This is a genomic window from Acinetobacter sp. YH12099, from assembly GCF_013419195.1.
Classification (GTDB): Bacteria; Pseudomonadota; Gammaproteobacteria; order Pseudomonadales; family Moraxellaceae; genus Acinetobacter; species Acinetobacter towneri.
Window position 1 is genome coordinate 81857 of the sequence record NZ_VPAP01000001.1, and the last position, 13831, is coordinate 95687.

The following is a 13831-nucleotide window of genomic DNA, read 5'->3' on the forward strand; positions in this document are numbered from 1 at the left end:
ATCTCTGCGTGAGAAATAAAGGGTGTGTGCTGACAAAATTAAAAGGTCGATCTTGCAGCAGTAAATAGCTGAAATAATGTCTTAAGCAATTTCCTTTAAATTTAATTCTTCACGCATAAATTCACGTAATTTAAATTTCTGTGCCTTGCCTGAAGCGGTCATTGGAAATTCACTAAAGAAGCGCACATAACGTGGGACTTTATTGTGTGAAATGTGTTCTGCACAGTATTGGCGAATTGCCTCTTCGGTACATTCATGGTGTTCATGCAAAATAATACAGGCACATAGTTCTTCACCATAACGATGATCTGGCACGCCAATTACTTGCACATCGCAGACCGCATCGTGAGTATATAAGAAATCTTCAATTTCTTTCGGGAACAGGTTTTCACCGCCACGAATCACCACATCTTTAATGCGACCTTTGATTTTTACAAAGCCTTCATCATCCATTTCTGCAATGTCGCCTGTGTGCATCCAACGTGCAACATCAATGACTTCTTGGGTTTTGTCATGTTCATCCCAGTAACCCAGCATGACTGAATAACCACGCACACACAATTCTCCTAACTGTCCGCGCGGCACGACTTTGCCTTCTTCATCGACAATTTTTACTTCCAGATGTGGATGTACACGCCCCACCGTACTGACTCGACGTTCCACCGAATCTTCAGTCGAACTTTGTGCGCTCACAGGTGCTGTTTCGGTCATGCCATAACAAATGGTGATTTGCGCCATGTGCATACGGTCGATGACGCGTTGCATAATTTCTTGCGGACACGGACTGCCTGCCATGATGCCTGTACGCAAGCTAGATAAATCAAATTCATCAAACTGTTCATGCTCTAAAATGGCAATAAACATGGTCGGTACGCCGTAAGCAGCTGTACATTTTTCTTGCTGAATGGCTTTTAAGGTATCGAGCGGGTTAAACACTGCCGATGGATAGACCATGGTTGAACCATGTGTGATACAAGCTAAATTACCCATCACCATACCAAAGCAGTGAAACAGCGGCACGGAAATACAAACACGGTCTTGTGGACTTAAATGAATTGCTTCTCCTACAAAGTAACCATTATTTAAAATGTTGTTGTGGGTCAGCATAGTGCCTTTCGGATTGCCCGTCGTGCCTGAGGTAAATTGAATATTAATGGTTTCATCGAACTGCAACTCACTAGCAATGTGTTGCAGTTTTTTCAGCATGTGTGTGGTTGGAGCTGTCAATAAATCCTGAAAACGATGCATTCCTGTATGTGCTTGATCATCAATTTTAATCACATGCTTTAAATGCGGTAAACGCTTGGCGTTGAGGACTTTATTGTCTGCCTGACACAGCTCTGGGGCAATTTTCGTTAAGATGTCCTGATAGTTGGTACTTTTAAACTGCGATGCAATTACCAAACCTTTACAGGAAACTTTGTTGAGCACAAATTCCAGTTCATTGCTTTTATAGGCTGGGTTTAAATTCACCAAAATCACCCCTGCCTTAAAGGCTGCGAATTGAGTGATCGTCCATTCCACACAATTCGGAGACCAAATGGCAAGGCGGTCACCTTTTTTAAAACCGAGTTTTAACAAACTACAGGCAAAGGCATTGACCTGTTGCTGTAGTTGCTTATAGGTCAGACGCACATTTTGATGCACGCTTACCAAAGCATCCTGATCTGCATATTGCTGGCAAGCCTGATCAAACTTTTCACCAATGGTCATGCCTAACAAAGGCTGATTACTGGTGCCATAGGCATAACTTAACCGTACTTGTGTCATTGAATCGATCTCCTTGATTCTTTGTAATTCTGTTTTCCATTATGACGACGATCACTTTTTGCCTGTTTTGTGCGTTGTTTTTACTACCCTCCCTGCTGTTTTCGCACTGCATTTACACAAAAGTCGGCAATTTGTTTGACAAAGTAATCTTTATAATTTTGATCAAACATCACATTGCGAGACGGGTTTAAAGGTTCAATCACTACAAAGGTCATGGAGCCAACCACACCTAAAGCAGCAGTGTTCAAATCTTCAAAATCAAACTCACCATTGACTTTTCCTTCAGCCAAAATTTCCTTGATGCTCTGTTTGATCAGTTGTTTACTGCGAAAACGCTCATGTTCCATTTCTGGGTCTACAGGCTCGAACATTAACGAATACGCCAATTGAGGGCTGTTCATCGCACGCTTCACAAAAGTGGTGACAGATTTTTGCAATTTTTGTTTTGCACTTAAATCTGACTTCGCAATGTGGTCCAAAATTTCGACCTCACGACGAATCGCATCCGATAAAACTTCAATCAAAATCTGACTTTTATTTTCAAAGTAGCGATACACCAAACCTGTAGATACGCCTGCGCGTTCTGCAATGGCTTGGATAGACGCTTCTTTAAAGCCCCCATGAGCAATAAGTTCACGAGCAGAATCTAAAATCGCCATGCGATTTTGTTCCATACGTTCCTGCATCAATGATGATCTTTTATAACTCATATCTTATTCTCAACCAGATAAAATGAATTGTAAATCATTTTGTGAATTTTAGTTCACTTTTTTAAATTTTCGATGTATGTTAGAACCTAAGCACAACAACAATGCTTGTTTTAGGGACAACAAATATAACCACAGGATGGATGAACACATGATTTTACAAAGCTTAGACTTCGGCTTAGATGAAACCTTAATCGCCCTGCGCGATTCAATCGCTGCTTTTTGTGCAAAGGAAATTGCACCCATTGCTCAACAGGTTGATCGTGATAACGAATTCCCTGCCCAGCTTTGGAAAAAATTTGGCGATATGGGCTTACTTGGCTTAACCGTGAGTGAAGAATACGGCGGCACTAACTTAGGCTATTTAGCTCACATCATTGCCATGCAAGAAATTTCTCGTGCATCAGCATCCATTGGTTTGTCTTACGGTGCTCATTCTAACCTATGTGTGAACCAAATTAAGCGAAATGGGACAGAAGAACAGAAGCAACGCTATTTACCAAAACTGATTTCAGGCGATTACGTCGGCGCTTTGGCAATGTCTGAACCAAATGCAGGCTCAGACGTGGTTAGCATGAAACTGAAAGCTGAAGATAAAGGCGATCATTACTTGCTCAACGGCTCAAAAATGTGGATTACCAATGGCGGTGATGCCGATGTTTTGGTGGTGTATGCCAAAACTGACTTACAGGCAGGCGCCAAAGGTATGACTGCTTTCTTAATTGAAAAAACCATGTCAGGTTTTAGCCACGGCAGCCATTTAGACAAACTCGGGATGCGCGGCTCAAATACCTATCCATTGTTCTTTGACAATGTTGAAGTACCAAAAGAAAACGTCTTGGGCGGTGTGGGCAATGGTACAAAAGTACTAATGAGTGGACTGGACTATGAACGTGCAGTTTTAAGTGCAGGGCCGCTAGGCATTATGGATGCCTGCATGGATACCGTGATTCCTTATATTCATGAGCGTAAACAGTTTGGTCAGGCATTGGGTGAATTCCAGCTTATGCAAGGCAAAATTGCCGATATGTATTCGACTTGGTTGGCATGTAAAGCACTGGTCTATGCCGTTGGCGCAGAATGTGACAAAGCTGAACACAGCCGTAGTTTACGTAAAGATGCAGCCAGTGCCATTTTATACGCTGCCGAAAAAGCCACATGGATGGCAGGTGAAACCATTCAAACCTTGGGCGGTAATGGCTATATCAATGAGTTCTCTGCAGGACGTTTATGGCGTGATGCCAAACTCTATGAAATTGGTGCGGGTACTTCAGAAATTCGCCGTATGTTGATTGGCCGTGAATTGTTTAACGAAACTGCCTAAAAATAAATCACAAGAATAGACAAGGATGTTGGCATGAATCAATTACAGAGCAAAATTAATATTCGCAGCGACGAGTTTAAAAACAACCAAGCTGCGATGCAAAGCCTAGTCGATGACCTCAGAGAAAAAGTCCAAAAAATTGCTTTGGGTGGTGGCGAAACTGCACGCCAAAAACATTTAGACCGTGGCAAATTACTGCCACGTGAACGGATTGACCACCTGATCGATCCGGGTACTGCATTTATTGAAATTGGTCAGTTGGCCGCTTATCAGGTCTATCAGGATGATGTCCCTGCTGCGGGTGTAGTGGCGGGTGTCGGTCAAGTGAATGGCGTGACCTGCATGATCATTGCCAACGATGCCACAGTAAAAGGTGGAACGTACTATCCACTGACTGTGAAAAAGCATTTACGCGCACAGGAAATTGCCGAACAGAATCACCTGACTTGTATTTATTTGGTCGATTCTGGCGGTGCATATTTGCCGCTACAAGATGAAGTCTTTCCAGACCGTGATCATTTCGGACGCATTTTCTATAACCAAGCGCGTATGTCGAGCATGGGCATTGCCCAAATTGCCGTTGTGATGGGAAGTTGTACCGCAGGCGGTGCGTATGTCCCTGCCATGTCAGATGAAACCATCATTGTGCGTAATCAGGGGACAATTTTCTTGGGCGGCCCACCGCTGGTTAAAGCCGCAACAGGTGAAGTGGTTAGCAGCGAAGACTTGGGTGGTGGCGATGTACACACTCGCCTTTCAGGTGTAGCCGATCATTTGGCAGAAAATGATGAACATGCCTTGGCAATTGCCCGCAACATCGTTGCCAATTTAAATAAAAAGCCAAACCCGCAGCCTGAGCAGGTAGAAGCACCGTTATTTGATGCCTCTGAACTGTATGGCATTGTACCGACTGATGCACGTAAACCATTTGATGTACGTGAAGTGATTGCCCGCATCGTCGATGGTTCACGTTTTGATGAATTTAAAGCACGCTTTGGTACTACACTGATCACGGGTTTTGCCAAACTCTATGGTATGCCTGTCGGAATTATCGCCAACAACGGTATTTTATTTTCCGAGTCAGCACAAAAAGGTGCACACTTTATTGAACTGTGTACCCAACGCAACATTCCCCTGCTATTTATTCAAAATATCACAGGTTTTATGGTTGGCCGCCAATACGAAAATGAAGGCATTGCCAAAAATGGCGCCAAACTGGTGATGGCGGTGGCGACAGCCAATGTACCTAAACTGACTTTAGTGATTGGCGGTTCTTTTGGTGCAGGGAACTATGGCATGTGTGGTCGTGCCTACTCGCCACGCTTTATGTGGACATGGCCAAACTCCCGTATTTCGGTAATGGGTGGTGAACAGGCATCGAGTGTTCTTTCAACATTAAAACGCGACCAGATTGAAGCCAAAGGTGGTAGCTGGTCGGCAGAAGAAGAAGACCAATTTAAACAGCCAATTCGTGATCAATACGAGCGTCAGGGTCATCCATATTATGCTTCTGCACGTTTATGGGATGACGGTGTGATTGATCCTGCTCAGTCGCGTGAAGTGTTGGCTTTAAGTTTGGCTGCTGCTCTAAATGCCCCAATCCAACCGACCAAGTTTGGCGTGTTCCGCATGTAAGAGGTGACAAAATGGATTATCAATTTTTACAACTCGAACAGCAAAATCAAGTGGCTACGGTTTGGATTAATCGTGCGGAGCTTCACAATGCCTTCAATACCCAAGTGATTGAAGAATTACATGCCTGCTTTCTACAGTTGAATACGCGTGAGGATGTGCGTGTCGTAATTTTAGCTGGACGCGGCAAAAGCTTCTCTGCAGGCGCAGACCTGAACTGGATGAAACAGGCAGGTCAAGCCTCTGAAGCAGAAAACCAAGCCGATGCCTTAAAACTGGCGAGAATGCTGCAAAGTTTAGCCACTTTAAAGCAGCCGACTATTGCCCGCGTGCATGGCATTGCCTTTGGTGGTGGTATGGGCTTGGCCTCTGCCTGTGATATTTGTGTTGCCAGCACGGATGCCAAATTTGCTACATCCGAAGTACGTTTAGGACTGGCTCCATCCACGATTAGTCCGTATGTAATTCGTGCCATTGGTGCACGTCAGGCATCCCGCTACTTTTTAACGGCAGAACGTATTTCTGCAGAACAGGCTCAGCAGATTGGTTTGGCACATGAAGTGGCAGCACCAGAACAGCTAGACAGCAAAATTGATGACATTGTACAAGCCCTCTTACTGGGTGGCCCAGACGCACAGCATGCCTCTAAACAACTAATTCAGATGGTCAATCAGCAAGTCTTGACCGAAGACTTATTGCAACAAACTGCACAGCATATTGCGCATATTCGCCAAGGAGATGAGGCGAAAAATGGCTTAAATGCATTTTTGAATAAACAAAGCCCGGCTTGGATCAAGACCACGGCATAATAAAAGAAGGATCGCACTATGTTTGAAAAGATTTTAATTGCCAACCGTGGTGAAATTGCCTGCCGTGTGATTCGTACGGCAAAAAAACTCGGTATTGCCACGGTCGCAGTCTACTCAGATGCTGATGCACAATCACAGCATGTCAAACTGGCAGATGAAGCCATTTATATTGGCGAATCCCCTGCGGCACAAAGTTATTTACAAGTTGACCGTATTATTCAGGCGGCTAAAAGTACCGGTGCGCAAGCCATTCATCCGGGTTATGGTTTCTTGTCTGAAAATGACCAGTTTGCCCTTGCCTGTAAAGACAACAATATTGTCTTTATTGGCCCGCCAGTTGAAGCCATTTTGGCGATGGGTCTAAAAGCAACCTCTAAAGCCTTGATGGAAAAAGCAGGTGTGCCACTAACTCCGGGCTACCACGGCAGCAATCAAGATGCGGCATTTTTAAAGCAACAAGCCGACAGCATTGGTTATCCTGTGCTCATTAAAGCCAGTGCAGGCGGTGGCGGTAAAGGCATGCGTTTAGTAGAACGCAGTGAAGACTTTCTCAGCTCACTCGCTTCATGTAAAAGTGAAGCACGTTCTAGCTTTGGTAATGAAGATGTACTAATTGAACGCTATGTGATTCAGCCACGCCATATTGAAGTTCAGGTTTTTGGCGATACTCACGGCAACTATGTGCACTTATTCGAGCGTGATTGCTCGGTGCAACGTCGTCATCAAAAAGTGCTTGAAGAAGCACCTGCGCCTAAAATGCCAGAAGACAAACTCGAAACCATGCGCCAAGCTGCGATTGATGCTGCACGTGCCGTGAATTATGTGGGTGCAGGTACAGTCGAGTTTATTGTCGAGCAAGATGGTACGGCGTATTTCATGGAAATGAATACCCGCCTACAGGTAGAACACCCAGTCACTGAAATGATTACAGGACAGGACTTGGTAGAGTGGCAATTGCGAGTGGCCTTTGGTGAACTATTACCAAAACAGCAGCATGAATTGCAGATACATGGTCATGCCCTTGAAGCACGTGTCTATGCCGAAGAACCAGAAAAAGGCTTTATTCCTGCCATTGGTCAAATCAGCTACTTGCATTATCCAGAGCAAAATGATGCCGTACGTGTCGATAGCGGGATTGTCGAAGGTGATGAAATCAGCACCTACTACGACCCAATGATTGCCAAACTGATTGTCTGGGGCAAAAACCGTGAAGCAGCATTGACGCAAATGCACCATGCTTTGGGTCAGTTCCATGTCGATGGTTTGGGCAACAACATTGCCTTTTTAGATCGCTTAGTACTGTGTGATTCTTTTAAAAATGCCAATTTAGATACTGGCCTGATTCAACGTGAAGAAGCATTTTTACTCAATGCAAAACCTGAAGTGGCTACCGAAACGATTGTTGCTGCTGCGTTAATTGAAGTATTGTCTCGTATTCAAAGCAACAAAGCGGCAAACAATACAGTTTGGCAAAAAGACCACTTCTGGCGCTTAAACCTGCAAAACGCCTACACAGTGCAATTACAGTGCAATGACCAAACACTCAAAATTCAATTAAAACCACAATCATCTGGTTTTGAGGCTCACTACAATGGGCAAACGCTGAGCGTTCAAGGCGAGCTTTTGGATGCACATCGTCTACAGGTTTGTATCAATGGTCAGCAACAAAAAATAGCATTTAACCAACATGCGCAAGGCATCACCCTGTTCCAAAACGGTCAGCGTCATGTGTTTAGCTATGTACAAGCAAACTTTAACAGCGATGATCAACAAGACAATGTTAACAATCTGACTGCACCAATGCCGGGTGTAATCACCCAAGTTTTGGTGGCAGCCAATGCCCGTGTGAAAAAAGATGATGTACTGATGACACTAGAAGCCATGAAAATTGAATATTCAATTCGTGCGCCTTTCGATGGCATTGTGGCAAGTTCGTACTTCCAAGCGGGCGATCAGGTCAAAGCAGGCGATGAACTGGTTGAATTTGAAGCCTTGACGGAGGAAGTTGCATGACTGAATTTGTCAAAATTGTAGAGGTTGGCCCACGAGATGGTCTGCAAAATGAGAAAACGCCACTCACTTTGGCAGACCGTAAAAACCTGATTTTGGATTTAATGCAAACAGGTTTAAGCAGCATTGAGGTCGGTTCTTGCGTATCGGCCAAATGGGTACCGCAAATGGCAGACAGCGATGTGCTGTTTGCCAGCCTGCCACAAAACCCAAACATTCAATTCAGTTTACTGACCCCAAACTCAAAAGGTTTTGAGTCGGCTTTGGCGGTGGGTTGCAAAGAAGTTGCCGTGTTTACCGCCGCTTCTGAAAGCTTTACCCGAAAAAATATCAACTGTTCAATTGAAGAAAGTTTGGAAAAATTTAGCGATGTCATGCGTCAAGCCAAAGCGCACAACATTCGCGTGCGTGGTTATGTATCTTGTATGGTGGACTGTCCTTATGAAGGCGCAATTGACCCGAAACAAGTCGCAAAAGTCACACAGCAATTATTGGACATGGGCTGCTATGAAGTGTCTTTGGGTGAAACCATTGGTACAGCAACCCCTGACCGTGTGCAAAAAGTCTGGGATGCATGTTTGGCAGAGGTCGATGCCAAAGTTTTAGCAGGTCATTTTCACAATACTTACGGCATGGCGATTGCCAATATTTATCAATCGCTCTTACAAGGCATTCGTGTATTTGATTCATCCATTGCTGGTTTGGGTGGCTGTCCGTATGCCAAAGGTGCATCGGGCAATGTGTCTACCGAAGACTTGTACTATTTACTGTCCAAGATGGGTTTTGAAACAGGTGTGCGGTTAGAACCGCTGATGACAGCTAGTCGTAACATCAGCAATGTCTTACAGCGCAATAATCCATCTCACTATGCCAATGCCTACTGGCAAAAGGTTTGTGCTTAAAACCCATTTCATCCTCAATAACTTTGGAACATAAGCGACAAGGATGACAACAACACAACATGGCAAGTGAATGCCGTGCAGAGAATAAATAGAGGTGACAAATGTCCAATAAAGTATATGACAGCGCACAAGCTGCATTAAATGGCGTGGTTCAAGATGGGCATACCTTGGCGGTGGGCGGTTTTGGTTTATGCGGTATTCCTGAAGCCTTGATTGCTGCGTTAAAAGATACAGGCGTCAAACAACTGACTTGTATTTCTAATAACGCTGGCGTCGATGGTTTTGGTTTAGGCTTATTGCTTGAAACCAAACAAATCAAAAAAATGATTTCATCTTATGTCGGCGAAAATAAAGAATTTGAACGCCAGTTTTTAAGCGGTGAATTGGAAGTTGAACTCACCCCGCAAGGCACACTGGCAGAAAAACTACGCGCAGGCGGTGCAGGTATTCCTGCATTTTTCACCCAAACAGGTGTAGGCACTGTCATTGCAGAAGGCAAAGAAGTCCGTGAATTTAACGGCAAAGATTATATTTTAGAAGAATCTTTGACTGCAGATGTCGCTTTGGTCAAAGCCTACAAAGCAGATAAAGCGGGTAATCTTATTTTCCGTAAAACAGCACAAAACTTTAATCCTGTTTGTGCTATGGCAGGCAAAATCACCATTGCCGAAGTTGAACAAATCGTTGAAATTGGCGATTTAGACCCCGACGAAATCCACTTAGCTGGTATTTATGTGAACCGCATTGTCCTCAATGCAAGCCCAGAAAAACGGATTGAACAAATGACTTTAAAGGCGGAGGCTTAAGACATGGCTTGGACGCGTAATCAAATGGCGCAGCGCGCTGCACAAGAATTAGAAGATGGTTTTTATGTCAATTTAGGCATTGGCTTACCCACACTGGTCGCCAATTATATTCCTGAACATATCAATGTCTGGTTACAGTCCGAAAATGGCTTGCTTGGCATTGGTGAGTTCCCAACTGCCGAAACTGTAGATGCCGACCTGATCAATGCAGGTAAACAAACTGTGACAGCGCGTAAAGGTGCGGCTTTTTTCTCTAGCGCAGATTCCTTTGCCATGATTCGTGGCGGGCATGTCAATATCGCTATTTTAGGGGCAATGGAAGTTTCTGAACAAGGCGATCTTGCCAACTGGATGATTCCCGGCAAGAAAGTTAAAGGTATGGGCGGTGCAATGGATTTGGTTGCAGGCGTACAAAAAGTTGTAGTGCTGATGGAACATTGTGCCAAAGATGGTACGCCTAAAATTGTATCGCAGTGCAGTTTGCCACTCACAGGTAAAGCGGTGGTGCATCGTATCATTACCGACTTAGGCGTGCTTGATATTACTCCACAAGGCGTAAAGTTGATTGAACTTGCACCCGATGTCAGTTTTGATGAAATTCAAAAAGTCACAGGTGTTGCCTTACAAAAAGTCGCAGCTTGATGAATTTATCTCGAGTGAATAACCCTCTCCTTTGCAAGTTTTGATGCACTGCTTTAAAACCTAATACAAGGGAGAGGGTTTGTTTTGACTTTCATACTTTCCCACTCAACTTATTCAATCTACTCAACAAATCACTAATTTATAAAACTATTCCTCAAACCAAAGAGCATCCAAAAATTACTTTCAATTTCGATATTTGCACAATACTTCGGGATTGATCCACAATAAAAAAGCCTTCACTTTGCAAAGTGAAGGCTTACAAGAAAATAGACCTATTTTAAGATTGAGGCGCCTTTTGCTCTACCACGCCAGCATCTTCCACACTACGCACCGTGCCTGTATCTACATTCAAGACTTCAAACTCAATACGGCGGTTTTTAAATTGACCTTCTGGCGTTGCATTTGCCGCAATCGGCTGCTCTGAACCAAAACCAATGGCTTGCAATTGACCCGGATTTACACCACGTGATACTAAATAATCGACCACTGCTTGCGCACGTTGTTGTGACAAAGTTTTGTTGGCATTGGCATCACCTACGGCATCGGTATGCCCTTTCACGGTTAATTGCACTTGTGGCGCGCGCTGCATCAATACCGCAGCCTGATCTAAAATAGACTTATTGGCTGCTGGAATTTCAGTCGATGCAGAATCAAAATTAATGATTTGCATATTGAGTGCCGTCGCAATATCCAAAGCTTGAATATTGTCAGGATTAATTGCAGCCAAAGCCTGCTCGGCATTGCTAATACTGCTGGTTACAGCCTGATTCACATCGGTTACTGTAGTTTCTGCAGGTTGCTGAGTCACTACAGTCATGTTTTTAGCCAATGGACGAATTTGACTGGCTAAACGCTCTGCATCGGCAGGGTTCGCGGCTTGAATAGACAGTTGATTACCCACCCAGTTTAAATTGACATTCGGTACACCTTTCAGCATTTTTAAAACGCTTGGAATCACGTCCTGATCAATAAATTCCGAATGATAGTTGGCAAAATTTTCTGCACCACAACCTGTTGGATGATTGAAAATTTGCTTCACTTCATTCTGCAGAATTTCCATATAGCTTGGATTATTCAGCAAAATTTGACAGGTCACCAAATTACCATCACTGCCTGTACTGACTTGCAACATTGCAGCCTGATTCGCTGCCACTTGGGTCTGTGTGGTTGCAGGCGCTTGGTTGCGGTCACTACATGCACGGAATAAAAATGCCAATAAACCAATTAAAATAATTAAAGCTAAAATTGGCAATAACCACGAACGGCGTTCTTCTACGGGCTCAGTCACAATGACTTCAGGTGCTTGATGTACGGTTTGGCCCGCAGCATTATTTACCCCCAAAGCAGCCAATAATGCTGTTGCCCACTGCGGTAAAGCCGCCTGAATTGAATCTAAATTGTTTTGCAGTAAATGCTGAATGGCAACTGGGTCAGATGAACCTGCCTGATTTTCCAAAAAGTTTAAACTTGGTGCAATTGAACGATTCAGGGTGTTTTCAATTTCGGTTTGCGGTGCTGTGCCGCTGACCAAATCTAAAAACTGCTGTTTTAAAGATAGATTTGAACCAAATACATCGCCCACACGTGGATTCAGTTGTCGCAGCAGATTGTCAATCAGTTCAGGTCGTGAATTTAAAATAGACAATAAAATGGGATAAAAACTATTTAATGCCTGATTTTTTTCAAGCAAATGCTGGGTTTCCCCTTCCAATACAATGGATGACACACTTTGTTTGAGCAAGTCTATAAAATCTGTTTGCATATATATGCCCTCTTTTTTGTCTTTGTTTTCAAGTTGTTTTTTAGTGTATATGCTTAAAATTTAAACAAATGTAATAAATTGTGGTGTTTTGATTTTGTTGTGAAATTTGAGTCAACGGAATGTAGAGTCTCTTCTTCGATTTTCTATTTGGGGATTGTTAAAATTCAATAAAAAAGCCAGCCGAAGCTGACTCTTATTTAAACTTGAAAATAAAATATCAATCAGAGCATATTAAGCAGTAAAGACGCGTACTGCTTTGCCTTTTACAACTTGATTAATCAAAGGCGTATTTTTGCCTTGTGACACAATCGTTTCTTTGTTCAGTGTCCATTCCACTTCTGGATCAACCAAGACCCAACCCGCTTCCTGTTCCCAACGACTTTGCATTTTTGCCACACGCGCAGGTGCAAGTGTCACTTTTTCTACCCATTCCAATGGACTGAACAGACCTTCCTGAATCAGTTGAATCCCAAATGGAATATAAGTATCAAATGCAGTAAAACCTGACAAAGTATCTGCAAATGGTGCCATTTTTGCAGAGCTATTTAACGGCTCATGATGAGTACAAATCGCATCAATCACACCATCTTTTACACCTTGACGCAGTAATGCTTTGTCTTGCTCTGAGCGCAGTGGCGGACGTACATGCGCTAACGAGTTAAAACCATCAATAATTTGATCGGTTAAATGCAGTTGATGCATCGCAACATCACAAGTGACAGGTAAACCTTTGGCTTTAGCTTGTTGAATCAATTCAACTGATGCACCACAAGACAATAAGCCAAAATGCGCACGTACACCTGTGGCTTCAATCATCAGCAAATATTTGGCAATCGCTACGGTTTCTGCCAAAGTTGGAATCATAGGCAAGCCCTGACGCGATGCAATAAAACCTTCATGCACACAGCCATCTTTAGCAATTTGCGGTTCTTCGGCATAGAACACCACGGTCATGTCCAAACCTGCAGCATATTCCAGTGTGCGAATCACGACATCATCATCTTCAAAAGGTGCATTGGCATTGGACACTGCACTACAGCCGCCTTTTTTCAGTCCCGCCATATTGGCAGGCTGCTTGCCGTTTAAACCTTGAGTTTGTGCACCAATCACTTCTAAATAAATGCCACCATCCAACATGGCTTTTTCGACCAAACCATGAATGAGTGCACCGTTGTCTTGCACGATTGGTTTAGAATCGGGTGGCGTAAATAAGTGCAGAATTCCGTTTTCACGTGCGGCCTTGCCTTCAGATTTGAGCGTGCCATGTTGTTGCTGACCAGGTTCACGTAAACGTGCGCATAAATCGACCATAGTTGGCATGAGCCATTGACCTTGGGCATCTATGCTTTCGCTAATATCTGCACTTTCTGCAACCAACTTGCCATTTTCAAGATATACCGTTTGTACGCGGTCAATTTGCTGGATTGGGTCAAGCACACGTACATTTTCAATTTTTACAATCGCCAT

At 43.7% G+C, this 13831-nt stretch carries 11 protein-coding genes; 7 read left to right on the forward strand and 4 right to left on the reverse strand.

Annotation, left to right across the window (positions count from 1 at the left end):
- Window positions 1-81: 81 nt before the first annotated feature.
- A complete protein-coding gene (locus tag FTU39_RS00450; protein WP_096901051.1) occupies window positions 82-1770 on the reverse strand; it encodes an AMP-binding protein in 1689 nt (562 codons plus the stop codon).
- Between the two features lie 83 nt (window positions 1771-1853).
- A complete protein-coding gene (locus tag FTU39_RS00455; protein WP_004971526.1) occupies window positions 1854-2480 on the reverse strand; it encodes a TetR/AcrR family transcriptional regulator in 627 nt (208 codons plus the stop codon).
- A gap of 148 nt (window positions 2481-2628) precedes the next feature.
- Here FTU39_RS00455 and FTU39_RS00460 point away from each other — a divergent pair, with 148 nt between their 5' ends.
- From FTU39_RS00460 to FTU39_RS00490, 7 genes are all read left to right on the forward strand, one after another.
- Window positions 2629-3801: an isovaleryl-CoA dehydrogenase gene (locus tag FTU39_RS00460; RefSeq protein WP_004971528.1), complete on the forward strand. Its 1173-nt coding sequence runs from the start codon at window positions 2629-2631 to the stop codon at window positions 3799-3801.
- 33 nt (window positions 3802-3834) lie between these two features.
- The gene (locus FTU39_RS00465; RefSeq protein WP_180051585.1) at window positions 3835-5436 is read left to right on the forward strand and encodes a carboxyl transferase domain-containing protein; all 1602 of its coding nucleotides are present in this window, start codon (window positions 3835-3837) and stop codon (window positions 5434-5436) included.
- 11 nt (window positions 5437-5447) lie between these two features.
- A complete protein-coding gene (locus FTU39_RS00470; protein WP_104487408.1) occupies window positions 5448-6242 on the forward strand; it encodes an enoyl-CoA hydratase/isomerase family protein in 795 nt (264 codons plus the stop codon).
- Window positions 6243-6260: 18 nt separating this feature from the next.
- A complete protein-coding gene (locus FTU39_RS00475) occupies window positions 6261-8255 on the forward strand; it encodes an acetyl/propionyl/methylcrotonyl-CoA carboxylase subunit alpha (RefSeq protein WP_180051586.1) in 1995 nt (664 codons plus the stop codon).
- A complete protein-coding gene (locus tag FTU39_RS00480) occupies window positions 8252-9154 on the forward strand; it encodes a hydroxymethylglutaryl-CoA lyase (protein WP_178318497.1) in 903 nt (300 codons plus the stop codon). The genes FTU39_RS00475 and FTU39_RS00480 overlap by 4 nt, the downstream gene beginning before the upstream one ends.
- 101 nt (window positions 9155-9255) lie before the next feature.
- Entirely contained in the window at window positions 9256-9960 is a 705-nt protein-coding gene (locus tag FTU39_RS00485; RefSeq protein WP_179991195.1) for a CoA transferase subunit A, read from the forward strand.
- A gap of 3 nt (window positions 9961-9963) precedes the next feature.
- Entirely contained in the window at window positions 9964-10602 is a 639-nt protein-coding gene (locus tag FTU39_RS00490) for a CoA transferase subunit B (RefSeq protein ID WP_004971544.1), read from the forward strand.
- Window positions 10603-10879: 277 nt separating this feature from the next.
- On the opposite strand, the gene FTU39_RS00495 is transcribed toward FTU39_RS00490, so the two are convergent.
- Together FTU39_RS00495 and FTU39_RS00500 are read right to left on the reverse strand one after the other, a co-directional pair.
- Complete coding sequence (locus FTU39_RS00495; RefSeq protein ID WP_178318494.1) at window positions 10880-12364, reverse strand: OmpA family protein; 1485 nt, start codon at window positions 12362-12364, stop codon at window positions 10880-10882.
- Window positions 12365-12595: 231 nt separating this feature from the next.
- Window positions 12596-13831: a dihydroorotase gene (locus FTU39_RS00500; protein WP_004971548.1), complete on the reverse strand. Its 1236-nt coding sequence runs from the start codon at window positions 13829-13831 to the stop codon at window positions 12596-12598.

What these genes read in the sequence shown, in the direction of transcription:
- FTU39_RS00450 (WP_096901051.1), bottom strand. Translation starts at nt 1,770, where the DNA reads ATGACACAAGTACGGTTAAGTTATGCCTATGGCACCAGTAATCAGCCT.
- FTU39_RS00455 (WP_004971526.1), bottom strand. Translation starts at nt 2,480, where the DNA reads ATGAGTTATAAAAGATCATCATTGATGCAGGAACGTATGGAACAAAAT.
- FTU39_RS00460 (WP_004971528.1), top strand. Translation starts at nt 2,629, where the DNA reads ATGATTTTACAAAGCTTAGACTTCGGCTTAGATGAAACCTTAATCGCC.
- FTU39_RS00465 (WP_180051585.1), top strand. Translation starts at nt 3,835, where the DNA reads ATGAATCAATTACAGAGCAAAATTAATATTCGCAGCGACGAGTTTAAA.
- FTU39_RS00470 (WP_104487408.1), top strand. Translation starts at nt 5,448, where the DNA reads ATGGATTATCAATTTTTACAACTCGAACAGCAAAATCAAGTGGCTACG.
- FTU39_RS00475 (WP_180051586.1), top strand. Translation starts at nt 6,261, where the DNA reads ATGTTTGAAAAGATTTTAATTGCCAACCGTGGTGAAATTGCCTGCCGT.
- FTU39_RS00480 (WP_178318497.1), top strand. Translation starts at nt 8,252, where the DNA reads ATGACTGAATTTGTCAAAATTGTAGAGGTTGGCCCACGAGATGGTCTG.
- FTU39_RS00485 (WP_179991195.1), top strand. Translation starts at nt 9,256, where the DNA reads ATGTCCAATAAAGTATATGACAGCGCACAAGCTGCATTAAATGGCGTG.
- FTU39_RS00490 (WP_004971544.1), top strand. Translation starts at nt 9,964, where the DNA reads ATGGCTTGGACGCGTAATCAAATGGCGCAGCGCGCTGCACAAGAATTA.
- FTU39_RS00495 (WP_178318494.1), bottom strand. Translation starts at nt 12,364, where the DNA reads ATGCAAACAGATTTTATAGACTTGCTCAAACAAAGTGTGTCATCCATT.
- FTU39_RS00500 (WP_004971548.1), bottom strand. Translation starts at nt 13,831, where the DNA reads ATGGCGATTGTAAAAATTGAAAATGTACGTGTGCTTGACCCAATCCAG.